Below are 25,566 nucleotides of genomic sequence, written 5' to 3'. Positions count from 1 at the left end.
TTTTTTTCACAAGCTGTCATCACGTCCAGCCAAAGGGCCGGTCCTTTCATTATACAAATCCATGATCGTACGCGCCAGCTTTAACGAATCGTGCCGCCATGGATTCTCGACATCCACCAGATCGGTCTGGTAAACCGAATATTGCTCCTTCAATTCGGGTTCCAGACGCGTCCAGTCGATTGATTCGGGAAGATTGCCTTCCTGGCGATCATTGCAAAGGATCAGGTCGAAAACCGGCCCTCCCATATGCTTTTCGATGGTATGTACATGCGCGCCGCAGGTAAAACCGTCTGTTTCTCCAGGCTGCGTGGCAACATTGCAGATATAGAACTTCAACGCCCGGCTCGCGCGCAGCGCAGCTGCCAGATCCGGCACCAACAGGTTCGGCAGCAGGCTGGTGTACAGGCTGCCCGGCCCGACCAGGATCAGATCGGCGTTCAAGATCGCCTGGATGGCCGGTGGAAAAGCCAGGGGATTGCTCGGCTCCAACCAGACCCGGCGCACCTGACCGGCTGCCTTTGGGATCGAACTCTCGCCTTTGACGTGGACATCGCGGTTTTTCAACGGCACGGTGATATCCGCCACCAGGCGAACATCGTGCAGGGTGGCCGGAAGGACCTGCCCCTGGACCGCCAGAACCCGGCCCGATTCGGCCACGGCTTCCTCGAAGCTGCCCGTAATTTCAGTCAACGCGCTGATGAACAAATTTCCAAACGAATGACCGCTCAGATTGCCCGCATTCGCAAAACGGTATTGAAAGACCTGTGAAAGCAACGCTTCGTCTTCTGAAAGCGCGATCAGGCAGTTGCGAATATCACCCGGCGGCAGAATCCCCAGGCTTTTGCGCAGTTCGCCCGAAGAACCGCCGTCATCCGCCACGGTGACGACCGCGGTCAGGTTGCTGGAATATGCCTTCAACCCGCGCAGCAGCGCCGAAAGCCCGGTGCCGCCGCCGATCACAACGATACGCGGTCCGCGCTCTTTCTTGCGATACGCTGTGACGGTTTCCAGGATCGTTTTTCCGGGGCGGACGAACGGCTTGAGTAAAGCCCGGTTCAGGCCCCAAATTCCAAACAGGATCGTCCCCAGACCGAATCCGCCAAATATCAACGCCCGAAAGGCCCGGTCCAGGCGCTGCAGTGAAAGGAGACGCAGGATCGGCCCCCACCAGGTTCCTGGTGCATTGCGGTACAGGTCCAAAATCGATACTGCGAAACCCAGACCGACCAGCGTGGTGCCGATCAGGATCACCAACAGCCAGCGTTTCACACCCAGGCCGGGAAGCAGCCACTGGAACCATTCGCCTATGCGGTTGAGAAAGCTACGCTTGGTGGAGTTTTGACTACGTCGCATACTGTTGAATCATAATGGGCTTTTCGGAGAGCGTCAACAGATATTCACGATTAATTGTTTATTAATGCTATAATCGAGCCGTTATGGAAGCACTTATTGCATGCGATATTGGCGGAACCCAGCTCCGCGTAGCAACTTTCGATGCAGCCAGTGGGGAGATGATTCAGCAAAAGCGCATTCCCACACAGGCGGCTGGCGAAACAGCCGTCGATCGACTCACGGGTTTGATCGGCGAATTATGGCCAACCCGGGGCCATGTCCGGGCCATAGGCGCTGCGGCGCCTGGCTTTGTCGACCCCGAAATGGGCATCATTTACGTCACTCCCAACATACCCGGTTGGAACGGCCTGCCCTTGCGTCAGATCCTGGAAGATCGCTTCGATGTTCCGGTTTTTGTCGGCAACGATGCCAACCTGGCCGCGTTGGGCGAATGGCGGTTTGGCGCCGGACGGGGTTTCCACCACGTTCTCTATCTGACCATCAGCACCGGAATCGGCGGCGGCATCGTCAACAACGATCGCTTGCTGCAGGGGGCGCGAGGGTTGGCGGCCGAATTGGGCCACATTACGGTGGAACCAAACGGTCCAATCTGCGGCTGCGGCAAGCGCGGTCACCTCGAAGCCCTGGCCTCCGGAACGGGCATTTCGAATTATGTCGCCGAAAAATTGGCGGCCGGCGCTGCCTCGACGCTCCTCAAAGGACCGCATCCCTCCGCAAAAGAAATCAGTCAGGCGGCTGCCCAGGGCGACCCACTGGCGCTCAAAGCCATCCAGAGAGCCGGCACCTACATCGGTCACGCGCTCGCTGATTTCCTGCATTTATTCAATCCATCCATCGTGATCATCGGCGGCGGTGTTTCCAAGAGCGGTGAAATGCTTTTGGCGCCGATGCGGATTGCCCTCAACGAACGCGTCATTTCGCCCGAATATGTCAAAGATCTCCAGATCGTCAACGCCATGTTGGGGGATGATTGCGGCCTGATGGGCGCGCTGGCATTGGCCAAAATGGACGATCACATCTGATCAAGACTCAGGCAGGTTCACCAGGGCTAACTCTTTAGCCCTGGTTTTTTATATGCCTTTCCTCCTCCCCGGCCATGGATATCTCACTCTATTTTCAGGCTTGGGGATTTGATATAATGAACAGGCCAGCCCGTGATGAAGCTATTTCATTAATTAAGGGCGGCAGTACAATCTTCCAATCCAAGCCACTGTACTACCTATTCATAGGAGGAAATGAATGGAACCCTTCAAGCTCCCAGGGCCGAAAGCCCGCGCTATCATTGAGCGCGACCACTCCGTCATCTCGCCATCGTATCCACGCGGTTATCCATTCGTTATGGATCACGGCAAAGGTACCGAAGTTTGGGATGTGGACGGCAATCGGTTCCTCGATTTCGCAGCCGGAATCGCAGTCGCTTCCACCGGGCATTCTCATCCCAAGGTCGTCAAGGCAATCCAGGACCAGGCCGAACAGTTCATCCACATTTCTTCCGATTTTTACCACTCCAAATGGGTGGAAGTGGCTGAGAAACTCGACCAGATTGCCCCCTTCCAGGAAGACGCCATCTCCTTCATGACCAATTCCGGCACCGAATCGGTTGAAGCCGCAATCAAGCTGGCGCGGTATTACACCGGGCGCAGTGAATTCATTGGCTTCTTTGGGGGCTTCCACGGCCGCACCATGGGGGCAGTGACCTTTACGGCCAGCAAACCGCATTATCACAAGGGCTTTTTCCCGCTGATGAACGGCGTCGTCCATGTACCGTACCCCGATCCGTATCACCCCCTGTTGAGCCTGCGCAAAGGCGAGGACATCGGAACGGCGGTAATTCGTTACATGGAAGAGGAAATCCTTGGCCGGATCCTGCCCGCCGAGGATGTCGCTGGCATCCTGATCGAGCCCATCCAGGGCGAAGGCGGTTATATCGTTCCGCCCGAGAGCTTCTTCCCGGCTTTACGCAAGCTGTGCGACCGCTACGGCATTTTGCTCATCGCCGATGAGGTTCAGGCTGGCGTTGGAAGAACTGGAAAATGGTGGTCGATCCAACAATTCGGCGTCGAACCCGATATCATTTGCGTCGCCAAAGGCATTGCTTCAGGCGTTCCCATGGGCGCCATGGTGGCTCGCAAGAGCGTCGTCACCTGGCCCAAAGGTTCGCACGGCAACACCTACGGCGGCAACCCCCTGGCCTGCGCCGCTTCTCTGGCCACGCTGGATTTGATCGAGAACCAATACATGCAAAACGCCTCGGAAATGGGCGATTATACGCTCGCCAAACTGGGCGCCATGGCCGAGCGCCATCCCAGCATGGGCTGCGTTCGCGGTAGAGGTTTGATGATCGGCATCGAATTCGTCAAGGATCCCGAAACCCACAAATCGGACGAGAAACTGCGCGACGCCGTCGTGGATCTGGCCTTCGAACGCGGGCTGCTGCTGCTGGGTTGCGGCAAGAGTGTCATCCGCGTTTCACCTCCGCTCTCCATTACCCGCGCGGATATCGATGAAGGTTTGGCCATCATGGAAGAAGCCATCGATCTGGCCGAAAAAGGACGTTAAACGATCATGCTGCCCGACTTCCGCGTCCGCCAACGTGATTATTTGCTTGAGATCGCGCGTGCATTAACTGAAGAACTGGATCTGGATGCGCTGCTCAATCGCATTCTGACAGTCTCAGTTGAAATGCTGGCCGGACAGGCCGGGCTGATCGCATTACGCACTGAAACCGGGGGGTGGAAAGTCCAGGTCTCCCAGGGCATCCCCCCGGTTTTTCTACGCCTGCTCACCCCCTACCTTTCACAAATTCCGGAGAACGCCGATCCGCAGCGCTTTGAACTGCCCGAAATCAACCGGGTGCTCAAAGAATTGACCCGTACGGCCAGCCTGGGACTGCTGACCGGCGTCGGCCTGCCGCTGGTGGCGCGCAACCGGGTCGTCGGCGTCATTTTTATCTTCCGCAGTTATCCCGATTTATTCTCAGGCAACGACCGCAATCTGCTCAGCAGTTTTGCCAACCAGGCCGCGATTGCAGTTCAGAACGCCCAGCTTTACAAGCAAATCAACCGCGATAAAGAACGTCTGGCGGGCTTGCTCGATACCGCCGGGGACGGCATCCTGATCCTGCGGCCGGACCTGAAGATCGAACGCGCCAACCCGGCCGTTGCCCATATGCTTTCCCTTCCGATCGACCAGATTCAAGAGCATCCCCACGAAGAGGTCATCCGCTGGCTGAAACCCCCACAGGGGCTAACCCTCGAGCAGGCGGCGGCCGGCGGTTGGCCGCTGACGCCGCACGCCACCCTGTATGTCGAAGGCGATTTGCAGCGCAACCCTGATCACCCCGCACTGCCGGTTGGGATCACGTATTCACCCCTGATCTCGGATGACAAGACCCTGCTCAACATCTTCGCCACCGTGCGTGACATCACCCGCTTTCGCCAGGCAGAAGAATATAAATCCAATTTTATTTCGGTCATCAGCCATGAATTGAAAACACCGGTGGCCCTCATCAAAGGTTACGTGAGCACCCTGCGCCGGGATGACGTGACCTGGGATAGCGCCATCGTTAAAGAAAGCCTGCAGGTCATCGAAGAAGAATCCGATCACCTGGGCGCATTGATCGAAAATTTGCTGGAAACTTCACGCTTGCAATCCGGCGGATTGGTCTTGAACCGCACCGATGTGCTGCTGCCCGATCTCGTCAAGCGGATTATCAAACGCATGCAAACGCAAACCAGCAAACACGTCATCAGCATGACCTTCCCACCGGATTTCCCGGTCATCGTCGCGGATGAGCAGCGCATCGAACAGGTTGTCACCAACCTGATCGGGAACGCAATCAAATATGCTCCCGGTGGGGATATCAATATATCCGGCGAGATTCGCCCGGACATCGTCATTGTATGCGTCAGCGACCAGGGCCCCGGAATTGCACCTCAGGATATTCCCCACATCTTCGACCGTTTCTACCGCGCGCCTGAAATCGCCCGCCAGACCAAAGGCGCCGGATTGGGGCTCTATTTGACGCGCTCGATTGTCGAAGCCCACGGCGGCCGGATCTGGGTGGATCCCGAGTCGGGCAAGGGCGCGCGCATTTGCTTTGCGCTGCCGCGCAACCCGGAATTGAAATCTACACTCAAAATGGTATAATTTAGCCCATCTTTTCTGTAGAGAGTCTCTCACATGTCATCTATACGCACCAGCTGTCCGCGCTGCAAATCGCCGGTCGTTGCCGAGGTTGAACAACTCTTTGATATGAACGTCGATCCCCAGGCCAAACAACGTCTGTTGAGTGGAGGGGCCAATGTCATCCACTGCCCCACCTGCGGTTACGACGGTATGCTCAGCACGCCGATCGTTTATCACGATCCTGAAAAAGAATTCCTGTTGACTTATTTCCCATCCGAAATGGGACTGCCGCTCAACGAACAGGAGAAAATCATCGGCCCGCTGATCACCCAGGTGATGAACCGGTTGCCGGCCGAAAAACGCAAGGCTTACCTGCTGCGTCCTCAGGCCATGCTCACATTCCAGACCATGGTCGAGAAAATTCTGGAAGGCGACGGCATTACCCACGAGATGTTGGACGAGCAGCAAAAACGGCTCAACCTTCTGCAGCGCCTGCTTTCCACGCCGGCGGCTGCCGATCGCAGCGTCATCATCAAACAGGAAGAAGCCCTGATCGATGAGAACTTCTTCAGCATGTTCAGCCACATCATCCAGGCAACCCTTTCGCAAAACGGCGATGAGCAAACGGCACGGGCGCTTGCTGCCATTCAGCAGGAACTGGTAACCCAAACCGAAGTCGGCAAGAAACTGCTCGCCAACGCCCAGGAAGCCCAGGAAGCTCAGCGCCTGCTTCAGGAAGCCAGCAAGACCGGCCTGACGCGCGAAAAGCTGCTCGACCTGATGGCAGCATCCCCAAGCGACACCCGCCTGGCGACCTTCGTCAGCCTCACGCGCAGCGGCCTGGATTATCAATTCTTCCAGATCCTCAGCGAACGGGTCGATAAAGCCGAAGGCGATGAGAAACAAAAATTGCTGGATCTGCGCGCCAAACTGCTCGAGTTGACCAGCGAGATCGACAAGCAGCTTGATGAAGAGAAGAAAGCTGCCCAGGAACTGCTGAACGAGATTTTGAAGGCGGATGACACGGAAGCAGCCACACGCGAAGCTCTGCCGGCCATCAATGAATTCTTCCTCCAGGCGTTGAAGAGCGCGCAGGAAATGGCCCGCAAAGACGCTGACCTGATGCGCCTTGGCAAACTCGGCAAGATCGCCAAAGTCATCGAAGAAGCCAGCGCACCCCCGCCCGAGGTCGAATTGATCGAGAAAATGCTGTCGGCTGAGGATGAAGCCGCCCGTCAGAAATTGTTGCAGGAAAACGCCAAACTGGTGACGGATGAATTCCTCCAGGCACTCAACAGTCTGGTTTCGCAGGGCGAAAATGACGGCCAACCCGCGGAGATGAAGGCCAAGCTGCAGGAAATCTACCGTTCAGCGGTGCGTTTTTCCATGCAGGCCAACTTCAAGTCCGCATAATTCTCTCAGGTTATTAAGAACCACGGGGCTTTTTTCAAAGTCCCGTAGTTTTTTTATCTCTCTGGATTATCCAGGCGCAACCCGTGGCCGCGCACCGTCACCAGGTAGGCGTGGCTGGCATCCAACTGCGCCAACCGGTCGCGCAGTCTGCGGATCAAAGCATCCAGAGCCTGTTCGGATACACCTTCCGATTCATCTTCACTCCAGACCAGGTTGATCAATGCCTGCCGCGAGACCACTTTCCCCTGCTGGTCATACAAAACCTGCAGGAGGCGGAATTGGGGAACCGAAAGCGGCGGCAGCACTTCTTCTTCATTCAACCACACCCGCCGTGAACGCGGATCCAGATACAGGCATCCCACCCGTTCGCCGGCTGAACCTGCGCCTGCTGATACCATACCCGGGAAAGGCAAATTGCCAACCAGAGGCAGGGTCGCGTCAGAATTCAGGTAGACGAATTGCTGGACCAGGGCCACCTGAATGACATCCCCGTCCTGAAGCATCACGGGTTCTGCAATCATCTCCCCATTGACATACGTACCGTTTTTGCTGCCCAGATCTTCCAACAAAACGCCGTCTTCTTTGATCGTAATCCGGGCATGGTAACGAGAAACCTGGCGTTCCAACACCACAATAGTGCAGGTCGATTCCCGCCCGATGATGATTTCGCCCGTGATTGAAAAACGTTCACCATTCAACGGGCCGGTTTGTCCAATGAGTACTGGTGAATCCGGCTGCATTTCCATCTCCCCGCGAGAAGTCGATCCGCGAGCTTCTGTGATGAACTTCTCAGAGGTATAATATAACAGAATTTGGAATTTTTGTGGGGAAGACGGTTTGTTCATTTACATCGAATGTCATTTCACGCCGAGAAATGCATTTCGGAGAACAAATCGCATATCAGAAGAGGGAGTCGCGCCATGCCTATCCCCTTGAAGGCCGGGGAAGTGCTGCGAGGCCGCTATCGAATCCGCCGGATCATCGGCCAGGGTGGAATGGGATGCATTTACCTTGCCGACGACCAGCGGTTGGAAGGCCGTCAATGCGCTTTGAAGGAAGTTGAACACGACCGTACCTTGCCACAGGACATGGTGCGGGAAGCTCGCGATCAATTCTTGCGCGAAGCCACGGTATTGGCGCGCCTCGATCATCCCAATCTGCCCAAAGTCTCCGATTTCTTCTCCATCAGCACGCGGGATTACCTGGTCATGGATTACGTCCCCGGCAAGGATTTGCGGACGCTCATGCTGGAAGCGCGCCAGGAAGGCCGCTTCTTACTGGAAAGCGAGGTTTTGAGCTGGGCATCGCAGCTCTGCGATGCACTCATTTACCTGCACGGCCAGGAACCGCCCATTTTGCACCGGGATATCAAACCCAGCAACCTCAAAGTCACACCTTCCGGACTTTTGAAGCTGGTGGATTTTGGGCTGGTCAAACTATTGGCCCCGGGTGAGGTGACCATTACGGTGTTGCAGGGTCAGGGTACAGCCTTATATACTCCGCTCGAACAATACGGCGGCGACAGCGGGCATACCGATGTTCGCAGCGACATTTATTCCTTTGGCGCAACCCTGTACCACCTGTTGACAAACCAATCCCCGCCGGACGCGCGCGATCGTTTTCTTGACCCCGAGAGTATGCTCTCGCCGCGATCTATCAACGGAGACGTCAGTCCGCGGACGGAACGCGCCATTTTATGGGCCATGTCGCTGCACCCGGACGAACGCCCCGAATCCATCGATCGTTTCCGCCAGAGTCTGCTGGGCGACCGCCCATCCCTGCCACGGGCCGTGCACCGTAAACAGACGGTTGGCGATTATTTAAACATGCCCACCGAAAAAATGATGCTGTGGGCAGCCCTGGGCCTGACGGCGGTATCCTTCTTTGTCATGCTCTTGAGATAAAAACCATCAACCGGTGTGTTTTCCAGAATTCTGAATGCGACGCTGCCAGTAAATGCCCAGCGCCCACCCCAAGAGAATACCGCATAACGCCAGGAAGATTCCACCTCCCGGCCCTTTGGCCAGCCAGGAGGAACGATCCTCCAGGAAGATTTCGACGATGGAATAAATCGCCAGACCGCCGATCGCAGCCAGCAATCCCCATCGCACACCCCAGCGCAGCGACACGCGCAAACGGCCCAGCGTAAAGATTCCAACAGCGCAAAGCCAGGTAAAACCGACCGTGAGCAACCAGGTCAAAAAGCGCGTGTTGCCCGATAGGGTGCGCGTCGGTTCTGGAGTGCTTTCGATGGTTGGGCTTGGCAAGGGCTCGGGTGTGGCCGAAGGCGAAGTCAGTGCTGTGGGGACAATGGCTGTCACCGCGGCTGCCTGTTCACCGCTGACATCCAGACTCAAGATTTGCGATGTGAGGGCCGGCTCGCTGACGACGCGAATTTCCACCAGACCAGGATTTTGAATGCGGAAAGAGGCCCGCGCGACCCCGGCAGTGGTCGGGCTGGATATCTGTTGAACGACAGCGTTATCGCCGCCGGTGGTGAATAGAAACTGGACAATCGTTCCGTCCGGGATTGTGTTCTTATTATGATCCAGAATCATACCGGTTTTCAGCGGCAGCGTATCACCGACTTTGAAGGTCGGAACTTCGGTTGGCATTGGGGTAACGTTTGCCGCCGGGGTTCCCGTTTCGGGGATGTCGAGGCTGAGCGGAATCACCTGGTTGGGATCCGGCGACAGGACCCGGCTCAGGGTATAGCCCGCGCCGGGCACCGAAACCGGTGAAGCGCCGGTCGGGGATAATTCCTGGAACAGGATGCGGGCAGCCACATCGATGGAAGCCGTCGTCTTGCTGTACAACGCATAATAGGCGGAAATCTTGGATAGATCCGTCGCATCCAGATAATAAGGGGCGCCAAAAGCGAAAACAATGATCTTCTTATCCTGGATCAAATTCGGTCGTTCGGTCAGCAGGCGCGTCAGGGCGCGCGATTCGGCCCGATCGCTGCTTTCACCGCGCATGGCCACCACAATCCAGGCGGCTTGCTGTAAATCGGCTTCGATGGTCGACTCGATATCTACCTTATCGAGCAGCCGGGTGAGTTCGGCGAAGGAGTGCGAACTGGTGCGTGTCGAAACAACCTGCCCGCTGGCTTGAGGACCGTACAGACGGAGAACAGCGCTTTGCAACGCGTCCAGCGCCAGAATCGACTGGTCGGCGCAGTTGCTGCATTGCCGGCTGACCTGCACGTCTGTCAGGAAAACGATTCGCTCGTTCGTCGCCGGAGGCCGCGGCAATACCGCAGCCAGATCCGCTGCGTCCGGGCTGATCAAGGTAGCCGCTTTTTGGGCCACTTCGAATGTCAGGGCGCCGGATTGTCCGACCTCGGGCAAATTCTGCTGAGGGGCCAGCACGGTCTGCAGGGTGAAATTCGGATACAGCCGGAATTTCAGGGTGAGAATTCGTTCGACGGAAGTGTCCACGCGTTCGGCAAAGGCCGCATCTTCCCGATATTTTTGAACAAAGAAATCGAGGGTGCGTTCCAGAGTCGTGTACGCGTCCGGATCGCCGCTCGAAACGAAATTGTCCACGTAAAGTAAATCGTTGCCGGCCAGGAAAGCGCTGCGAGCGACTTGGCGCCCGTCGAAATTGGAGCCGGTCGGGTCGAACAACTGGCGCACGGCATTGCTGCCCAGATTATCGCTGATCAATACCCCGCCCGAAGAGCGCCAGGTGGTAAATTCGCCCAGGTTCATCAGCGTATCCAGCGCAGTTGCATCCAGGCTGACCGGCCGTGTATTGGCGTTCACCTGACCCTGCAGGCCTTGATAGCGAATGTGCGAAACCAGCAAGCCATCCAGTGTGGTTTCAGGACTGATCGATTTACCGGTCACCGCCGCGAAGGGGGCCAATTCGACATTTTCAAGTTGTTCGAAGGCTTTACGAACGGTGGCGACTTCTTTTTCGGCTGGTCGGTCGGATGCGCCGCGTCCGGGGAAATTCTTGCCGATCACAGCCAGAGCGTTGTTGCTGCCGGTGTGCAAACCCCTTATATAGGCCTGTCCCATGACCCCGACCCAATACGGATCACCACCAAAAACCTGCACGCCCAGGTCTTCACGGCCATCTGTGTGGGGTTCGTCCATGACATCCAGTGACGGTCCCAGTAATAAATTGACTCCCAGAGCGCTTAATTCCTTGCCCATGACCTCGCCGGTGCGTTCGGCGAGTGTGGTATTCCAGGTCGCGCCGAGCGCCATCTGGCTGGGAAGCGCCGTCATTCCGGTAAACAGTTGATCGTTGGGCGCCGAATCGCCTTCCTGGGACATGCCCACCAGCAAAGGCACATAATGGTTAGCGCCCGAGGACTGCTGGGCGTTTTCCCATTCGGCGGTTTGCAGCGTGGAAATCAAACCGGCAGCCTGGGTCACGGCATCCGTTCCACCGCTAAAATTATCGTTGCTGGACTGAAGCACGACCCCACCGATATGCCGGTTGGAAATCAAATCCAGGATCGGTGCGTCTGATTTGAGGCTGCTGCCGGTGAATGTAACCAGAAAAAGCTGGCCAACCTTTTCCTCGGGCGTCAGGCTCGCCAGTAACGTCCTGGCCCGGGCGCCCGCGTCGGATTGCGCCTGTGCGATCTGCGATGCCGGTGAAAGTACCCCCAGCAGCAGGCTCAGGATCAATACAATCCGAAACCGGAGTACCCACGCCTGTTTCATCTCGGCGAGCTTCCCCCCTGGCTCCAACGTTGAAGAATACTTTGATGGATCTCGGGCTGGATGTTGCCGCCGCTGATGATCAACGCAGCCGGACGCTGCGCGAACTTGCCGCTCAAGGCTGCCGCCAGCGTTACCGCTGCCGAACCTTCGATCACGGCCGCATATCGCTGCCAGGCCGCGGCAATGGCCTGTTCGATTTCTTCCTCACTGACCAGAACGATCTCATCCACCAGGCTGCGCACCAGCGGAATGGTGATTGCGCCGTCCTCGACGCGCCCGGCAAGACCGTCCGCCAGGCTTTCGCGTTCCACCACGCCGTCCTGTGAACCCTGCTGATACAGGGCATGGAAATAGGGAGAAGCCTCGGATTGAACGCCGATCAACCGCGGGCGATGCCCGGCCGGAAGCCGGTTCAGCACCAGGCCGATCCCGGCGATCAAACCGCCGCCGCCCACCGGAACAACCACTGCTTCCAGCTCATCGGCCGGAATTTCATCCATCAACTCCAATCCCACCGTCGCCTGCCCGGCGATCACCTGGGCGTCGTTATACGGTGAGATCCAGGTTTTGCCCTGCTGGGTCGCGAATTGGATTCCGGCAGCTTCGGCCTGCTCATAACCGCCGGGCACCAGCCGGACTTCGGCTCCCAGCGCGCGCATGGCTTCCAGCTTGGTGGCCACGGCATGTTCCGAGGCGAAGATCACCGCCCGGGTGTCCATCAAACGCGCCGCCACCGCGACACCCTGGCCGTGATTTCCGGCCGAGGCGGCCACCAGGCCCTGTTCGCGTTCCCAGGGTTGCAGGGTGAGCACCTTGTTCATTGCGCCGCGCAGTTTGAAGGAACCGGTTTCCTGTTGGTTTTCCCACTTCATGAAACAATCCAACGCGTCGTCGTAGGTAACCGGGGTGCGTTTTACGCGGCCACGCAGGCGGTCTCCGGCCGATGTGATCCAATCCTGCGGGATCATCCGACTTCCTCCATCGCCTGCAGCATGAGCGGGGGATTGTCGCTGATCAATCCATCCCCGCCCATCGACAGGAAAGCCCTGGCTTCAGTGAGCGAGTCGATCGTCCAGGCATGAATTCGCCGGCCGCGTTTGTGTTCGGAGTGAATATAGGCCGGGTTGATATCTTTACGGTACGGATGCACGAATTCTGGCGCCGCTCGGCGTCCAATCCATCCGCGGCCCAACCTTCCCAGCGCGCCCTGATAGGCCAGTATGGCCACCCGGGCGTGCGGCAACACGCGTTGGACCCGGTAAAGGTTCGCCGGAAGGAATGAACTGAACAACACGTTGGATTGCAGGTTCATGCGCTCCACCAATTCCGCCGCCAGCTCGGGCAATGGATCGCAGGGCGAGGTGTAATTGGTGAGTTCGATATTGACAATTGCCCGATCGCCGAGCGTTTCCAGCGTTTCAGCCAGGGTCGGGATTTTTTGGCCGTGATAATTCGAAGTGGATCGAACGCCGGCATCCAATTCACGCAGCGCTGCCAGCGGAAGTTTGTTCACCCTGCCGCTGCCGTCTGTCGTCCGATTTACGCTGGCGTCGTGCATCACCACGATCTGCCGGTCGGCGCTCAGTTTAGCGTCCAGTTCCACGCCATGCGCGCCCTGCCGCAGAGCCAGTTCGAAGGCAGCCAGTGTATTTTCAGGCGCGTAGGCAGAAGCCCCCCGGTGGGCCAGCAGGAGCGGTTTCGGCAATTCGGACAGCATAAATTACAATTCCACGAAATAAGACTCGGCAGCCCTGTCGATCAATTCACGGGACATGGTCGGCTCGAGGCCCATATACCGGGCAATGTCGATAATCTGATCGCACAGGTCGCGTGGGTGGGATGCGCGGAGTTTGCGGTTGCGTTTGATATACCATTCCTGCAGCAGATACGCCAGACCCTGATCGTTATATTGAACGCCCTTGGTCGCTGCCACCCGGCGGAAAATTTCGCGGTAATCTTCATAAGACGGATCGCCGACCTCGACTTTATGGCGCAGACGGCGCAGGAAAGCCTCGTCCACCAGGTCTTTTGGCGGCAGGTTTGTCGAGAACATGACCAGCACATCGAACGGCACTTCGATCTTCCGGCCGGTGTGCAGGGACAGGTAGTCGATGCGGTTCTCGAGCGGAACGATCCAGCGGTTCAACAGGTCGCGCGGTCGGACCTGCTGGCGGCCAAAGTCATCGATCAGCAGAATGCCGCCATTGGCTTTGACCTGGAAAGGCGCTTCGTAATACTTCAGCGTGTCATCGAAGACCAGGTCCAGGCCGGCCAGGGTTAATTCGCCGCCGGTGACAATGAAAGGCCGTTTGATGCGCACCCAACGCGGATCGCGGCGCGTTCCGGCCCGCAGCGCGCCGGTGCCGGTCGGCGGAGTATCTTCATCCGTCGCCAGTTGGTGGTTGACCGTATCGAAAACCTTGATGACCTGGCCGTCCACATAAATTGCGTAGGGAATGTACATGCTCTGGCTCAGGACCAGGTTGCCGATGGCGCGCGCCAGGCTGGTCTTGCCGTTTCCGGGTGGGCCAAAAATGAACATGGAAGTACCGGAATTGACGGCCGGGCCCAGGCGCTGGAATGCTTTTTCGGGCAGCACCAGATTCGACAGGACCTGGCGCATGACTCGATTGGTCACCTGCACGCGGCCCCGGCTCTGGCGCCGGATGGCGTCGTTGTAGACATTGATCGGTACGGGCGCCGGTCCAGCGTATTGGCTGCGTTCGAGCGCTTCGCGTGCGTGAGCAATGCCGGCGCTGGTGATGGCGAATAGATAGGCGCCTTCGCCCAATCCCATCTGTGAAGAACGGACTTCGACCAGTTTCTCTCGCTTCAACGCCTCGAGAATCTGGTCCACCACAGCGGTAAACGGTAACGCTATTTCTTCCGCGATTTTGAAGCCGGTCAGGTAACCCTGGAAATACATGATCTTTAGTACAAGGTCTTGCAGCCAGAGCGGCGAAAGGCCCGTATCTTCCACCTTCGAAATCGGCGGTGGAAAGAACGTTCCCGTGTTCACTTGCGGCGCTGTTTGACGGATGGGCACTTTTGTCATTCATTCCCTCCCTAGCAATAGTAACACTCCAAATTATAGCATGCTTACCCTTGATGATAAGCCCGATGAGCCGGTATAATGCCTTACATGGAAATTACAGTCATCATCCCGGCCTATAACGAAATTAAGACCATCGAAGAATGCATCCGCAGAGTAGAAAATCAGAAAATTGCTTCCGAAATTCTAATCATCGATGATGGTTCCAGCGATGGGACTCGAGAATTGTTGCAGAAATTGGATGGCCAGGGGCACGTCCGGGTGGTCCTGCATCCCAAGAATCTGGGCAAAGGCGCCGCGGTGCGCACCGGAATTCAGAACGCGCTCGGGGACGTCCTGATCATCCAGGACGCCGATTTGGAATACGATCCGCGCGACTACCCGGAACTGCTGCGCCCGATTCAGGAAGGGATCGCCGATATCGTGTACGGCTCCCGTTTTCTGGGCGGTGCGCGGCGTCCCATCCTGTTCTGGAACATGGTGGCCAACAAGATCCTCACCTTTGTCACCAATTTCCTGTACAACAATATTCTCAGCGACATGGAAACGGGCTACAAAGTTTTCAAACGCGAACTGGTGAAGGACATTCCCCTTCATTCACGGCGCTTCGATTTCGAACCCGAGTTCACCGCCAAGATCCTCAAACGCCACTACCGCATTTTCGAAGTCCCCATTCGCTTCAATCCACGCGAGTATACCGAAGGCAAGAAGATCAAAGCCTGGGACGGCTTCATTGCCATGTGGACGTTAATCAAATATCGCTTCGTCGATTAATCAAATCCTGAATAAATTTATTTGGAGACTTGTTGGAAAATAACCAATCTGTCTCCTTTTTTTACGAATCATTCAATCAGTCTGGTCCCCATTCGATCACTTCGAATTTTCCACTCACAGGGCTAATCAACACGATCAAGTCTTTTTCAATATCCCTCAGGATTCTTTGAAGTAAGCAATTAGGATAAAGGCAAACCAGACAAACAAAAAAAATTCCATAACTATCATGGATATTCTATTTACATTGATCCACTTCTTCCCATCATCTGTCATCGAAATGGCCAATCCTCTGAAAGGATACCATTTGGGAAGTCGATAACATTGCCTTCGACCTCGATCCAATGCTCTTTTTGGTCGAAACCATATTTCGTAAAGTTGGTAGGTGCAATAGGTCAGCGTCAATAATCCGAAAATCAATGCGCTGATTGAAGGCTTTTCCATAGTCTTCCCTTTACGATATGGACGAAATGGCGATAACCCAAGTGACCTACTCTAGATTGAATTGAGTACTACTAAATGCGCCGAATGAACTATATTCCTGAGGGTTTAAGATCGATCACGTTCAATTGCATCGAATCGCGCCCGTTGAAGCTGTTCATCTCGTAGGTGTACATCAGGTCAATGTACGGTGGTAGATGCCCGGCCCAGTGTCCCTGGCGGAAGGCGATGGCGTTATAGGTCACGCCGCCGTCCTTGACCGTCAGGCGCAAATGAGCAGCCTCCGAACCCACCGTGCGCGCGTTGACCACCTGCAAATTGCGCGAGACGAAAACTGCGTCCGGATTCTGCATGCCGGTGGGCTGCAAACGCTCGATTTCTTCCAGATAGCTGGGGCGCATCAGTGCCAGCGGAATCTCCACGTCGGCCCGCAGCATGGGACGCAAATCCTGCTCGGCCAGTTCGCGTCGGGCAATCTCATCCAGACGCCGGCTCAATTCCGGCATGGCTTCATTACGCACGGTAAAACCGGCAGCCGCAGCGTGCCCGCCGTGGCGCACCAGCAAATCGGCGCATTCATCCAGCGCCTTCGTAATGTGGAACTCGCGGATAGAGCGGCACGAAGCGCGGGTGAATTCATCCCCGATCTGCCCCACCACTGCCGGGCGGTAATAGGTCTCGGTGAGCTTGGCAGCCACCAGCCCGACCACGCCTGAATTAAAACTGCTGTCGCAGGCGATCAGGATCTTGCCATCATCCACGCTGCTGAGTAATTCCTCAGCCCGGGTTTGCATTTCCTGTGTCAGGCGCTGGCGGTCCTTGTTTTGATCGTCCAGCTTTTGGGCCAGCATGCCCGCCTGCTGGATGTCGTCTGTGACCAGCAACTGGTAAGCCTGGAGAGCCGATTCGAGGCGTCCGGCCGCGTTCAGGCGCGGTCCCAGGCGGTAGCCGATATCGCCGGCGTTCACCCGCCGCAGGTTGATGCCGGCGGCCTGCGCCAGCGAGAGCAGTCCCTGGCGTTGCGCCAGCCGCATGCACTGCAAGCCCAGCCGGACCATGACGCGGTTCTCGCCGGTCAGGGGCACCACATCCGCCACCGTACCCAGCGCCACCAGATCCAGCCAATCCACGGCCTTCACGCCCTCCACCGGATGGGACTGCAACAATCCCTGGGCAATCTTGTAGGCCAGCCCTACCCCGGCCAGATTCTTGTCCGGGTATTCGTCCCCCTCCCGCTTCTGGCAGATGACGGCCAGCGCTCGGGGAAGTTCGTTTTGCGGCATGTGGTGATCACTGATGATCAAATCGACGCCCAGTTCCCGCGCGTGCTCGGCTTCGCGCGGCGAACGGATGCCGCAGTCCACCGTCAACACCACGCGAATGCCGCGCCCGGCCAGAGTATCCAGGGCTTCGTTGTTCAGTCCGTAGCCCTCATCGAAGCGATTGGGAATGTACGCCTCAGCATTGCCGCCCAATGCGCGCAGGACCTGCACCATCAACGCCGTCGCCGATACGCCGTCCACATCATAATCGCCGTACACCGCGATGGGTTCGACCCGCTCGATCGCCTGCCACAGGCGTGTCACGGAGATATCCATGTCCTTAAGTAAAAATGGATCGCCCAGCGCAGCCGAGCAGTTCAAATACTGGACTGCTTCGTCGGCCGTATGCACATTCCGATTATAGAGAATCTGGCGTAAATAAGGCTGAAAGTCGCGCAGTTCATGCTCGACCTCGGATGGAAGTGGATCGGGTATGAACCAGCGTTTTTCGAGTTGTCGTTGCATCGATGGACTATCCTGAAATAATAGGGTTCCGGTCTGGGCGGCCAAAGGTTGGAAAACCGGATCGAGCTTTCGGTGGAAGCGGGTTAAGTATACGCGCTGCCGCCCGGCTTGTCCAATCGAAAGGTCCAGTCCCGCGCGGCATGGGACCACGAATTATCGAAGGCCCTTCCCAACTGGGTTATAATTTTGTCGATCACTGTTCTTCAGGACACGAAAACTTTGAGCGAAACCCAGTCCTTTCAATTCGATCTTCTCGCCCGGGATGGCAATGCCCGCGCCGGCGTTTTTCACACGCCGCACGGCGATATTCAAACGCCCATTTTTGCCCCGGTCGGCACGCAAGCCACTGTCAAGGCGGTGACGCCTGCCCAACTCGAGGAAATCGGCGCAAACCTGGTCCTCTCGAATACCTACCACCTCTACCTGCGCCCCGGCGCCGATCTGGTGGCCGAGATGGGCGGGCTGCACGAGTTCATGCAGTGGCCGCATCCCATGCTGACCGATTCGGGCGGCTTCCAGGTGTTTTCTCTGGCCGACATGCGCAAAATCGATGCGGATGGCGTCACCTTCAAGAGCCACATCGACGGTTCGACCCACCGCTTCACCCCTGAATCTTCGATCGCCGTTCAGGAAAAGCTGGGCGCCGATATCATCATGTCCTTTGATGAATGCGCGCCGCCTTACGATCGCAAATATAATGAAAGCGCTATGGCGCGCACGCACGCCTGGGCCGAACGCTGTCTGCGGGCCAAAACCCGGCCCGATCAGGCCCTGTTCGGCATCGTGCAGGGCGGCATCTTCCCCGACCTGCGCACCCAATCGGCGGAATTCATCTCCTCACTGGGCTTCCCGGGCCACGCCATCGGCGGGTTGTCGGTGGGCGAAACGAAGGAGGAGATGAACACCACCCTCCAACTTCTAAACGATGTGCTGCCCAAGGATAAACCCCGTTATCTGATGGGCGTCGGCTCGCCGGAAGACCTGATCAACGGCATTCGACGCGGGGTGGATATCTTCGATTGCGTTCTGCCCACCCGGCTGGCGCGGCATACCGCCGCCATGACCTTTACCGGGCGCATCAATCTGATGAACGCGACCAATGCTCACGATCACCGCCCCATCGACGAGGGTTGCGGCTGCTACACCTGCCAGCACTTTACGCGCGCCTACCTGCGCCATCTGGTCGTCTCCAAGGAGATGCTGGCCGCCACCCTGATTTCAATTCACAACCTGTACACGCTGCTCGAACTGGTGCGCCGTTCCCGGAAAGCCATCTTGAATGGCACCTTCGACCAATTCGCTGATGATTTCCTCGAGCATTACCAGAGCACCAACGCTGTTTCCACACCCACTACAAACGGAGCAAATGCATGAACATTTTCCAGGGTTTGATCCTCGGCATCGTGCAGGGCCTTACCGAATTCCTGCCCATTTCCAGTTCGGCCCACCTCGTGTTGGTGCCTTATTTCTTCGGTTGGGATAAGACCATCCCCAGCGAGCAAATCTTCCCCTTCGGCGTGCTGGTTCAATGGGGTACACTGCTGGCGGTGATCGTTTATTTCTGGAAAGACTTATGGGCGATCCTGAAAGCCTGGTTCGCCGCGCTCATCCATCGCCATCCGTTCGAAAGCGCCGAAGCGCGCCTGGGCTGGTACATCATCCTGGCGACCATTCCGGCCGGCATTTTCGGCCTGTTGATCAAGAAGCAGGTCGAAGCCGCTTTCAACAGCCCGGCCGCGACGGGCCTGTTCCTCCTGGTCACAGCCGTGTTCCTCATCGTTGCCGAGATCTTTGGCAAGGGCCAACGCACGCTCACCCACATCGGCTGGCTGGATGCTTTGGTCATGGGCCTTTTCCAGGCCGTTTCCATTTTCCCGGGCGTGTCGCGTTCCGGCTCGACCATCACCGGCGGCATGCTGCGCGGTCTCGACCGGCCGACTTCGGCCCGCTTTTCTTTCATCATGTCCATCCCCATCATGCTGGCGGCCGGTCTGCTCAGCCTGGGTGACCTGCAGGGCCTGTCGACGCTGCAATCCTTCCTGCCCAGCCTGCTGGCCGGCTTCGTGGCTGCGGCGATTTTTGGCTTTCTTTCGATCCGCTGGCTGCTCGATTTCCTACGCACCCGCCGCCTGATCGGTTTTGCAGTCTATTGCACACTGCTGGGCATCCTGACCCTGATCGTAAGTTATGCGTAGAATTGCAAGTCTTCTCCTTCTTTTGATACTGGCGGCCTGCCAGGCGACGCCCGCGGCCCCAACCCACACGGTCCAACCGTTGCAGGTGGCGCTTTCGAGCAGCCTGACCTGGATCGAACCCGACCTGGCAGACTGCGCAGCATCGGTTGGCGCAGCCGTGCAGCGCGCGGATGAAGCCGCCGGCGATCCGGATGTCATCACCCTGCGGCTCGGCCGGTTTTCAGGTGAGGGTTATGCCGCGATCCTGGGGGAAGACCACCTGGCAATCATCGTGAATCCCGGCAATCCCATCGCCGAACTACCCCTTGATACGGCTCAGGCAATTTTCGCCGGGCGCGATAAAACCTGGGCGGATCAATCTAAAATTCAGGTCTGGTCGCTGCCCGAATCCAACGATACCACCGCGGCTCTCGAAGCCGCCGGCTTCAGCATTTCAGGCGCCGGTCTGGCGCCGACGCCCCAGGATATGCTCAAAAGCGTGGCTGCCAATCCGGCTGCCATCGGTTTTCTGCCGGCGCGCTGGCTGGATGACAGCGTACGCGACGCGCAGGTGGCTGGCCTGGCAATAGATCTGCCCATCCTGGCTGTCATCGGCCAGGAACCACAGGGCACGGCGCGCGCGTTGCTGGTTTGCCTGCAAGAAAAAATCAATCCGTAGAGAATCTTGCGATCAACGCCGCAGAACCTATGGATGGGTGGATGGATAGGGAGTAAAGGATGCCGGTTACCCTGATCCTGCGCAAAAAAGAATATACCGTCGAAGGCACCATCACGGTCAAGGACGCGCTCAAGCAGCTTGGGCTGAGCCCCGAATCGCACCTGGTGGTGCGCGACGGCGTGCTGCTGAACGAAAACGACGTGCTGCGCAACGGCGAAGTCGTCAAGCTGGTAGCCGTGATTTCCGGAGGCTGACCCGATGAGCAATTACGTGTGCAGCAAATGCCGCGCCCCGGCTGTTTTTCGCATGCGCCACCACCGGCTGGCCTTCTGCCAGGCGCACTACCTGGAATGGTTCATCGAGCAAACCGCGCGCGTCATCGAAAAATACCACATGTTTACACCCCAGGATCGCATTCTGGTGGCCGTTTCCGGTGGCAAGGATTCGCTCGCGCTGTGGGACGTGCTCTGGCGCCTGGGATATCCCACGGACGGCCTGTACATCAACCTGGGGATCAACGGCAGTGACCTGGAATATTCCAATGAGTCCGAACATTATGCGCGGGCTTTCGCGGAGCAAAACAACCTCACCCTGCGGGTAGTGAATGTGCAGCAGTCCTACGCGGAGACCATCCCGCAGCTCGCCTCGCACAGCCAGCGCGGACGCGTCAAGCCCTGCGGCGTGTGTGGGTTGGTGAAACGGCACATTATGAACCAGGTGGCCATGGACAACGGCTACAGCCTGCTGACCACCGCTCACAACCTCGACGATGAAGTGGCCGTGCTCATGGGGAATACCCTCACCTGGCAGGTCGACCTTCTTCAGCGCCAATCGCCCGTCCTGCCGGCGGAAGACGGCTTCGTCCGCAAGGCCAAACCCTTCTGCCGTTTCTACGAACGCGAAACCGCCGCCTATACGCTGCTGCGGGGCATTCCATATGAAGAAGACGAATGCCCTTACGCAGTCGGCAGCAAGCAGCTTACCTTCAAGGATATTCTCAACAAGCTCGAAGAAACCACCCCGGGCATCAAGATGAACTTTTACGCCAGCTTTCAAAATGCGCGCGCCGACGGCTACTTTGTCGCGCCGGGCAAAACCACAGACGAGCCGACCGCCGAGCTGCGCAAGTGCCCGGGTTGCGGTCAGCCCACCACATCCGCTGGGTTATGCGCCTTTTGCCGACTGGTCAAACCGGCATGAGCGTACTTAACCGATAATCCAGGCAGATAAACACAAACCGGGCGGAATATACCGCCCGGTTGGATTTACCAATAAAGGGATACCGGTAAGAGCGTTTCTCCGTTTGGCGAGAACTAGACAGTTTCCAGATAGCGTTCGACTTCCCAGTCGCTGACGTTCGTGCGATAGGCTTCCCATTCTTCCATCTTGGCGCGGTGGAACGCGGAATATACCACCTCACCCAGCGCGCCCTTGATGACAGCATCCTTGTCCACTTCTTCCAACGCTTCCAGGAGCGAACCAGGCAGCGATTTGATCTTCAACCGGCGGCGGTCAGCCTCGTCGAGATCATAGACGTTGACGTTCGTGAGTGGTTTGGGAACCTCGAGACCCCTGTCTATGCCATCCATACCTGCTGCCAGAATGGCGGCAAATGCCAGGTAAGGATTGCACGAAGGGTCCGGGCAGCGTAGTTCGATGCGGGTGGCTTTGTCCATACCCGGATTGTGGCGCGGAATACGGATCAAAGCCGAACGGTTGACCTGCGCCCAGCCGATGTAGACCGGTGCTTCGTAACCGGGCACCAGACGTTTGTAGGAGTTGACCGACGGCGCGATGATCCCGGTAAAACCGCGCGCGTGCGCCAGTTGGCCGGCGATGTAACCGTAGGCCAGTTGGGTCAGGTTGAACTCATCGTGGGCGTCGAAGAACAGGTTCTTGCCGGTCTTGATATCGAACAGCGACTGGTGGCAGTGCATGCCCGAGCCATTGATGCCGAAAACGGGTTTGGGCATGAACGAGGCAATCAGATCGTTTTGCGCCGCAATCGCCTTGACGGTATATTTCAGCGTCAAAACATTATCGGCCGTCCTGAGCGCATCCGCAAAGCGGAAGTCGATCTCGTGCTGGCCCAACGCGACTTCGTGGTGGCCCACTTCGACGTCCAGGCCCATGCTGATCAAGGCGGACATCAATTCGGTGCGCACGCGCACAGCCTCATCCTGGGCCGAGAAATCAAAATACCCGCCGACATCGTGCGGAACCGGGTGAATGCTCGACCCACCGTTGCGCCGGAAGAGGAAAAATTCAGGTTCGGGACCGACGTTGAAAACCCAGCCGCGCGCCGTGGCTTTTTCCACCATACGGCGCAACACGCCGCGTGGGTCGCCTTCGAACGGGCGGCCATCGGGGTGGTAAATATCGCAGAATATACGAGCGCGTTTGTTTTCTGCAGGCGACCAGGGCAGCACTGCATAGGTATCGGCGTCCAGGCGCAGGTGCATGTCGCTTTCCTGGATACGCGCAAAACCTTCCACCGAAGAGCCGTCGAACCACACGCCGTCATTCAACGCCCCTTCCAGCCGGCTGACCGGTGCATCCACACTCTTGACCGTTCCGGTTACATCGGTGAACTGATAAGAAACAAACTTGATGCCATCCGCCTTTACGCGTTCGAGAATTTCTTTCTTGTCCATTCGTTCCTCCTTTGGGTCCGTTAAAACAAAAAGGGCATGCCTGGGCATACCCTTGGGTCAACACAAAATGGGACTGCCCTTCCAAAATGAGTCATCGGCCTGTACCCTTCTGGACAGGCCGATCACTGCGCCGACGCTGGCCCGGCGGTCGCCCACCGGTTTTTCGTCTGACGCTCTATCGGAAGGGAGAAAGAAGCCCGTGATCAGGCTCCAGAGGCATCCGCTGATCTTTCGATTTTCCCCTGGTCAACCAGGGTTAGCGCTCTCTTCGCAGAGAGGAACCTCCACCTCGTCATCTCGCGTGGTTCGCGAGACTCAGCCGCTATCTCTCCAATCTTCAATTGTCAATGGCTTACTTGTCTAAACATTGTTTTGTAAACCAGGGTTTAGTTTAGCATTCGAAAAGCACCCTTGTCAAGGGTTAATTCTTGAATTTAGTCTTAAAGATTAATAATTTTGGTAACAAATCGGCAAGCGAAACGCTAAAAACGCTTGACGAATTGAACAAATGTACTAAAATATATCTATACGCGATTTGCCGACATTTCCTGGAATGATCAGGATATAATTGGTGCACAATCCCGCAGAGGAGTGATCACATATGGCTCGAAAATCCAATCCCGCTGCCCAACCCTTACCGACAAATTCCGACTTGAATCACAATGATGATGCCAAACGTGTGGTGCTGGACAAGGCCCTGGGTGACATCGTCAAGCGGTATGGCGAAGGTGCCATCTTCCGCATGGGCGATCAAAACCTGACCGTCGAAGCGATCCCGACCGGCTCGTTGTCGTTGGATATCGCGCTCGGAATTGGCGGCATTCCCCGCGGGCGCATCACCGAAATCTACGGACCGGAATCCTCAGGCAAGACCACGTTGTGCCTCCACATGGTTGCCGAAGCGCAAAAGACCGGCGGCACGGCTGCATACGTCGATATGGAACACGCTCTCGATCCGGCTTACGCCGCGCGTCTGGGCGTCGATATCGAGAACATGTTGGTCTCACAACCGGATACCGGCGAGCAAGCCCTCGAAATTGCTGAAACCCTGGTGCGTTCCGGTGCAATCGATATCGTCGTCATCGACTCGGTGGCGGCATTGGTGCCCCGCGCGGAAATCGAAGGCGATATGGGCGATGCCAGCATGGGCATGCAGGCCCGCCTGATGTCGCAGGCCCTGCGCAAACTCTCCGGTGCCATCAATCAGACCAAGACGGCGGTCGTCTTCACCAACCAGTTGCGCCAGAAGATCGGCGTGATGTTCGGCAACCCTGAAACCACCCCCGGTGGATTGGCCCTCAAATTCTACGCCTCGGTGCGTCTGGACGTTCGCCGTATCCAATCCATCAAGGTCGGCGCGGAAATCATCGGCAACCGGGTGCGCGTGCGCGTGGTCAAGAACAAGGTCGCACCGCCCTTCCGGACCGCCGAATTCGATATCATGTACAATGAGGGTATCTCCAAGGTCGGAGACATCATCGATCTGGCCACCGCCCTCGAAATCGTCACCAAACGCGGCGCCTTCTTCTCTTACGGCGATCTTCGCCTGGGACAAGGCCGCGAGAACGCCAAAGAATTCCTGCGCCAGAATCAGGAATTGAGCAATGAGATCGAAACGGCCGTACGCCAGCGCGCCATCGGCGGCGACGTTCCACTCACCTTGGGCGCATCATCGGACGGTGGAGACAGTTCTGACGAAGAATAACCTCGCAGAAAATTGGCTTCGAAATCTGACCTAATTCGCATCGGCATTTTACTTGCAGCTCTGACGATCTTCGTTCAGGGCTGCAATGCAATCCGTCCCATCCGGCCGGCGCCCAACCCCGACTCCACTCCCTTTCTGGCGCCAACCTTTGTACCGACGCCCATTCCCCCGGGCGTGACCGTCGATCCATCCACCCTGCGCCCCACCGCCACGCCGCCGTGCGAGGATGGGCTCAGCTTTTTGACCGATTTGACCATCCCGGACGGCAGCGATGTGGCAGCCGGCGCGACCATGGACAAACGCTGGGAAGTGCAAAACAGCGGCACGTGTAACTGGACCGAAGATTACAGCCTGCACCTGATTGCCGGCGTCGATCTAGGGACCCAACCTGAGCAGGCCCTCTATCCGGCGCGCAGCGGCATGCGCGCCGTCATTCGCATGGTTTTCCAGGCGCCCATCGAACCCGGGTCCTATCGCAGCGCCTGGCAGGCTTACGGGCCATCCGGCGAAGCCTTCGGCGATCCGATCTTCATCGATATTGTCGTTTCATCTGCCGCGGTTGAGGAAACCACCCAGCCCGCCCCGTGAGAGACCATGAAACCAGGGAGAGTATCGACTGGCCAGGTGATTGGTGTTTTCTTGATCAGCGTCGTCGCCACGGCTGCCGTCCTGCTCGGCTTCGTCATGCTGGTGCGGCCGGATCTCTTTCAGGCGTTCTACCCGGCCG

Annotated in this window: 21 protein-coding genes; 13 read left to right on the top strand and 8 right to left on the bottom strand. The window is 57.3% G+C overall.

Annotated features, from left to right (window positions below; genetic code table 11):
* Positions 1-6: 6 nt before the first annotated feature.
* Positions 7-1,353, bottom strand: a complete 1,347-nt coding sequence (locus tag LARV_RS10070; RefSeq protein ID WP_075073515.1) for a gluconeogenesis factor YvcK family protein — start codon at positions 1,351-1,353, stop codon at positions 7-9.
* An 83-nt stretch (positions 1,354-1,436) separates the two neighbouring features.
* Here LARV_RS10070 and LARV_RS10065 point away from each other — a divergent pair, with 83 nt between their 5' ends.
* The 4 genes from LARV_RS10065 to LARV_RS10050 all read left to right on the top strand — a co-directional run bounded on the left by LARV_RS10065 (position 1,437) and on the right by LARV_RS10050 (position 6,894).
* Complete coding sequence (locus tag LARV_RS10065) at positions 1,437-2,375, top strand: ROK family protein (protein WP_075073514.1); 939 nt, start codon at positions 1,437-1,439, stop codon at positions 2,373-2,375.
* A gap of 217 nt (positions 2,376-2,592) precedes the next feature.
* Positions 2,593-3,912 carry an acetyl ornithine aminotransferase family protein gene (locus LARV_RS10060; protein WP_075073513.1) on the top strand — a complete coding sequence of 440 codons (1,320 nt, stop codon included), beginning with the start codon at positions 2,593-2,595 and terminating at the stop codon, positions 3,910-3,912.
* A 6-nt stretch (positions 3,913-3,918) separates the two neighbouring features.
* Positions 3,919-5,502 carry an ATP-binding protein gene (locus LARV_RS10055; protein ID WP_075073512.1) on the top strand — a complete coding sequence of 528 codons (1,584 nt, stop codon included), beginning with the start codon at positions 3,919-3,921 and terminating at the stop codon, positions 5,500-5,502.
* Positions 5,503-5,535: 33 nt separating this feature from the next.
* Positions 5,536-6,894 (top strand): CpXC domain-containing protein, encoded by a 1,359-nt coding sequence (locus LARV_RS10050; RefSeq protein ID WP_075073511.1) that lies wholly within the window; start codon positions 5,536-5,538, stop codon positions 6,892-6,894.
* Between the two features lie 53 nt (positions 6,895-6,947).
* Here LARV_RS10050 and LARV_RS10045 read toward each other — a convergent pair whose 3' ends face one another.
* On the bottom strand, positions 6,948-7,634 hold the full coding sequence (locus LARV_RS10045; protein ID WP_172797836.1) for an FHA domain-containing protein: 687 nt from the start codon (positions 7,632-7,634) through the stop codon (positions 6,948-6,950).
* 180 nt (positions 7,635-7,814) lie between these two features.
* Between LARV_RS10045 and LARV_RS10040 the strand changes: the two genes are divergently transcribed.
* On the top strand, positions 7,815-8,798 hold the full coding sequence (locus LARV_RS10040; protein WP_075073509.1) for a serine/threonine protein kinase: 984 nt from the start codon (positions 7,815-7,817) through the stop codon (positions 8,796-8,798).
* A gap of 6 nt (positions 8,799-8,804) precedes the next feature.
* On the opposite strand, the gene LARV_RS10035 is transcribed toward LARV_RS10040, so the two are convergent.
* From LARV_RS10035 to LARV_RS10020, 4 genes are read right to left on the bottom strand one after another with little or no spacing between them, the layout of a single operon-like run.
* Complete coding sequence (locus LARV_RS10035; RefSeq protein WP_075073508.1) at positions 8,805-11,576, bottom strand: glycoside hydrolase family 3 N-terminal domain-containing protein; 2,772 nt, start codon at positions 11,574-11,576, stop codon at positions 8,805-8,807.
* A complete protein-coding gene (locus LARV_RS10030; protein ID WP_075073507.1) occupies positions 11,573-12,544 on the bottom strand; it encodes a threonine ammonia-lyase in 972 nt (323 codons plus the stop codon). The genes LARV_RS10035 and LARV_RS10030 overlap by 4 nt, the downstream gene beginning before the upstream one ends.
* Positions 12,541-13,293 carry a glycerophosphodiester phosphodiesterase gene (locus LARV_RS10025; RefSeq protein WP_075073506.1) on the bottom strand — a complete coding sequence of 251 codons (753 nt, stop codon included), beginning with the start codon at positions 13,291-13,293 and terminating at the stop codon, positions 12,541-12,543. The genes LARV_RS10030 and LARV_RS10025 overlap by 4 nt, the downstream gene beginning before the upstream one ends.
* 3 nt (positions 13,294-13,296) lie before the next feature.
* On the bottom strand, positions 13,297-14,631 hold the full coding sequence (locus tag LARV_RS10020; RefSeq protein ID WP_075073505.1) for an ATP-binding protein: 1,335 nt from the start codon (positions 14,629-14,631) through the stop codon (positions 13,297-13,299).
* Between the two features lie 78 nt (positions 14,632-14,709).
* Here LARV_RS10020 and LARV_RS10015 point away from each other — a divergent pair, with 78 nt between their 5' ends.
* Positions 14,710-15,402 carry a glycosyltransferase family 2 protein gene (locus tag LARV_RS10015; protein ID WP_236709952.1) on the top strand — a complete coding sequence of 231 codons (693 nt, stop codon included), beginning with the start codon at positions 14,710-14,712 and terminating at the stop codon, positions 15,400-15,402.
* 530 nt (positions 15,403-15,932) lie between these two features.
* Here LARV_RS10015 and recJ read toward each other — a convergent pair.
* The gene (recJ, locus tag LARV_RS10010; protein ID WP_075073504.1) at positions 15,933-17,627 is read right to left on the bottom strand and encodes a single-stranded-DNA-specific exonuclease RecJ; all 1,695 of its coding nucleotides are present in this window, start codon (positions 17,625-17,627) and stop codon (positions 15,933-15,935) included.
* Positions 17,628-17,846: 219 nt separating this feature from the next.
* Between recJ and tgt the strand changes: the two genes are divergently transcribed.
* Genes tgt through LARV_RS09985 form a run of 5 tightly spaced genes read left to right on the top strand, consistent with a single transcriptional unit; the run spans position 17,847 to position 21,680 of the window.
* On the top strand, positions 17,847-19,001 hold the full coding sequence (tgt, locus tag LARV_RS10005) for a tRNA guanosine(34) transglycosylase Tgt (protein ID WP_075075188.1): 1,155 nt from the start codon (positions 17,847-17,849) through the stop codon (positions 18,999-19,001).
* Positions 18,998-19,822, top strand: a complete 825-nt coding sequence (gene uppP, locus LARV_RS10000; RefSeq protein ID WP_075073503.1) for an undecaprenyl-diphosphatase UppP — start codon at positions 18,998-19,000, stop codon at positions 19,820-19,822. The genes tgt and uppP overlap by 4 nt, the downstream gene beginning before the upstream one ends.
* Positions 19,815-20,480, top strand: coding sequence for a substrate-binding domain-containing protein (locus LARV_RS09995; protein ID WP_152031771.1), 666 nt, complete (start codon positions 19,815-19,817; stop codon positions 20,478-20,480). Before uppP ends, LARV_RS09995 begins: the two co-directional genes overlap by 8 nt.
* A 59-nt stretch (positions 20,481-20,539) precedes the next feature.
* Positions 20,540-20,734: a MoaD/ThiS family protein gene (locus LARV_RS09990; protein WP_075073501.1), complete on the top strand. Its 195-nt coding sequence runs from the start codon at positions 20,540-20,542 to the stop codon at positions 20,732-20,734.
* A 4-nt stretch (positions 20,735-20,738) separates the two neighbouring features.
* Positions 20,739-21,680, top strand: coding sequence for an ATP-binding protein (locus tag LARV_RS09985; protein ID WP_075073500.1), 942 nt, complete (start codon positions 20,739-20,741; stop codon positions 21,678-21,680).
* A 113-nt stretch (positions 21,681-21,793) separates the two neighbouring features.
* On the opposite strand, the gene LARV_RS09980 is transcribed toward LARV_RS09985, so the two are convergent.
* Positions 21,794-23,134, bottom strand: a complete 1,341-nt coding sequence (locus tag LARV_RS09980; RefSeq protein WP_075073499.1) for a glutamine synthetase family protein — start codon at positions 23,132-23,134, stop codon at positions 21,794-21,796.
* 601 nt (positions 23,135-23,735) lie between these two features.
* On the opposite strand from LARV_RS09980, the gene recA reads away from it, so the two are divergent.
* Positions 23,736-24,839 (top strand): recombinase RecA, encoded by a 1,104-nt coding sequence (gene recA, locus LARV_RS09975; RefSeq protein WP_083522477.1) that lies wholly within the window; start codon positions 23,736-23,738, stop codon positions 24,837-24,839.
* A 12-nt stretch (positions 24,840-24,851) separates the two neighbouring features.
* On the top strand, positions 24,852-25,427 hold the full coding sequence (locus LARV_RS09970; protein WP_075073498.1) for an NBR1-Ig-like domain-containing protein: 576 nt from the start codon (positions 24,852-24,854) through the stop codon (positions 25,425-25,427).
* Positions 25,428-25,566: the final 139 nt, after the last annotated feature.

Source organism: Longilinea arvoryzae, assembly GCF_001050235.1.
In the GTDB taxonomy this organism is placed as follows: Bacteria; Chloroflexota; Anaerolineae; order Anaerolineales; family Anaerolineaceae; genus Longilinea; species Longilinea arvoryzae.
Note: the sequence above shows the minus strand (reverse complement) of the source record. Positions and strands in the feature narration are given on the sequence as shown.

What these genes read in the sequence shown, in the direction of transcription:
- LARV_RS09980 (WP_075073499.1), bottom strand. Translation starts at nt 23,134, where the DNA reads ATGGACAAGAAAGAAATTCTCGAACGCGTAAAGGCGGATGGCATCAAG.
- LARV_RS09985 (WP_075073500.1), top strand. Translation starts at nt 20,739, where the DNA reads ATGAGCAATTACGTGTGCAGCAAATGCCGCGCCCCGGCTGTTTTTCGC.
- LARV_RS10030 (WP_075073507.1), bottom strand. Translation starts at nt 12,544, where the DNA reads ATGATCCCGCAGGATTGGATCACATCGGCCGGAGACCGCCTGCGTGGC.
- LARV_RS10025 (WP_075073506.1), bottom strand. Translation starts at nt 13,293, where the DNA reads ATGCTGTCCGAATTGCCGAAACCGCTCCTGCTGGCCCACCGGGGGGCT.
- LARV_RS10045 (WP_172797836.1), bottom strand. Translation starts at nt 7,634, where the DNA reads ATGCAGCCGGATTCACCAGTACTCATTGGACAAACCGGCCCGTTGAAT.
- LARV_RS09990 (WP_075073501.1), top strand. Translation starts at nt 20,540, where the DNA reads ATGCCGGTTACCCTGATCCTGCGCAAAAAAGAATATACCGTCGAAGGC.
- LARV_RS10060 (WP_075073513.1), top strand. Translation starts at nt 2,593, where the DNA reads ATGGAACCCTTCAAGCTCCCAGGGCCGAAAGCCCGCGCTATCATTGAG.
- uppP (WP_075073503.1), top strand. Translation starts at nt 18,998, where the DNA reads ATGAACATTTTCCAGGGTTTGATCCTCGGCATCGTGCAGGGCCTTACC.
- LARV_RS10055 (WP_075073512.1), top strand. Translation starts at nt 3,919, where the DNA reads ATGCTGCCCGACTTCCGCGTCCGCCAACGTGATTATTTGCTTGAGATC.
- LARV_RS10020 (WP_075073505.1), bottom strand. Translation starts at nt 14,631, where the DNA reads ATGACAAAAGTGCCCATCCGTCAAACAGCGCCGCAAGTGAACACGGGA.
- LARV_RS10035 (WP_075073508.1), bottom strand. Translation starts at nt 11,576, where the DNA reads ATGAAACAGGCGTGGGTACTCCGGTTTCGGATTGTATTGATCCTGAGC.
- recA (WP_083522477.1), top strand. Translation starts at nt 23,736, where the DNA reads ATGGCTCGAAAATCCAATCCCGCTGCCCAACCCTTACCGACAAATTCC.
- LARV_RS10015 (WP_236709952.1), top strand. Translation starts at nt 14,710, where the DNA reads ATGCCTTACATGGAAATTACAGTCATCATCCCGGCCTATAACGAAATT.
- LARV_RS10040 (WP_075073509.1), top strand. Translation starts at nt 7,815, where the DNA reads ATGCCTATCCCCTTGAAGGCCGGGGAAGTGCTGCGAGGCCGCTATCGA.
- recJ (WP_075073504.1), bottom strand. Translation starts at nt 17,627, where the DNA reads ATGCAACGACAACTCGAAAAACGCTGGTTCATACCCGATCCACTTCCA.
- LARV_RS10070 (WP_075073515.1), bottom strand. Translation starts at nt 1,353, where the DNA reads ATGCGACGTAGTCAAAACTCCACCAAGCGTAGCTTTCTCAACCGCATA.
- LARV_RS10050 (WP_075073511.1), top strand. Translation starts at nt 5,536, where the DNA reads ATGTCATCTATACGCACCAGCTGTCCGCGCTGCAAATCGCCGGTCGTT.
- LARV_RS09995 (WP_152031771.1), top strand. Translation starts at nt 19,815, where the DNA reads ATGCGTAGAATTGCAAGTCTTCTCCTTCTTTTGATACTGGCGGCCTGC.
- LARV_RS10065 (WP_075073514.1), top strand. Translation starts at nt 1,437, where the DNA reads ATGGAAGCACTTATTGCATGCGATATTGGCGGAACCCAGCTCCGCGTA.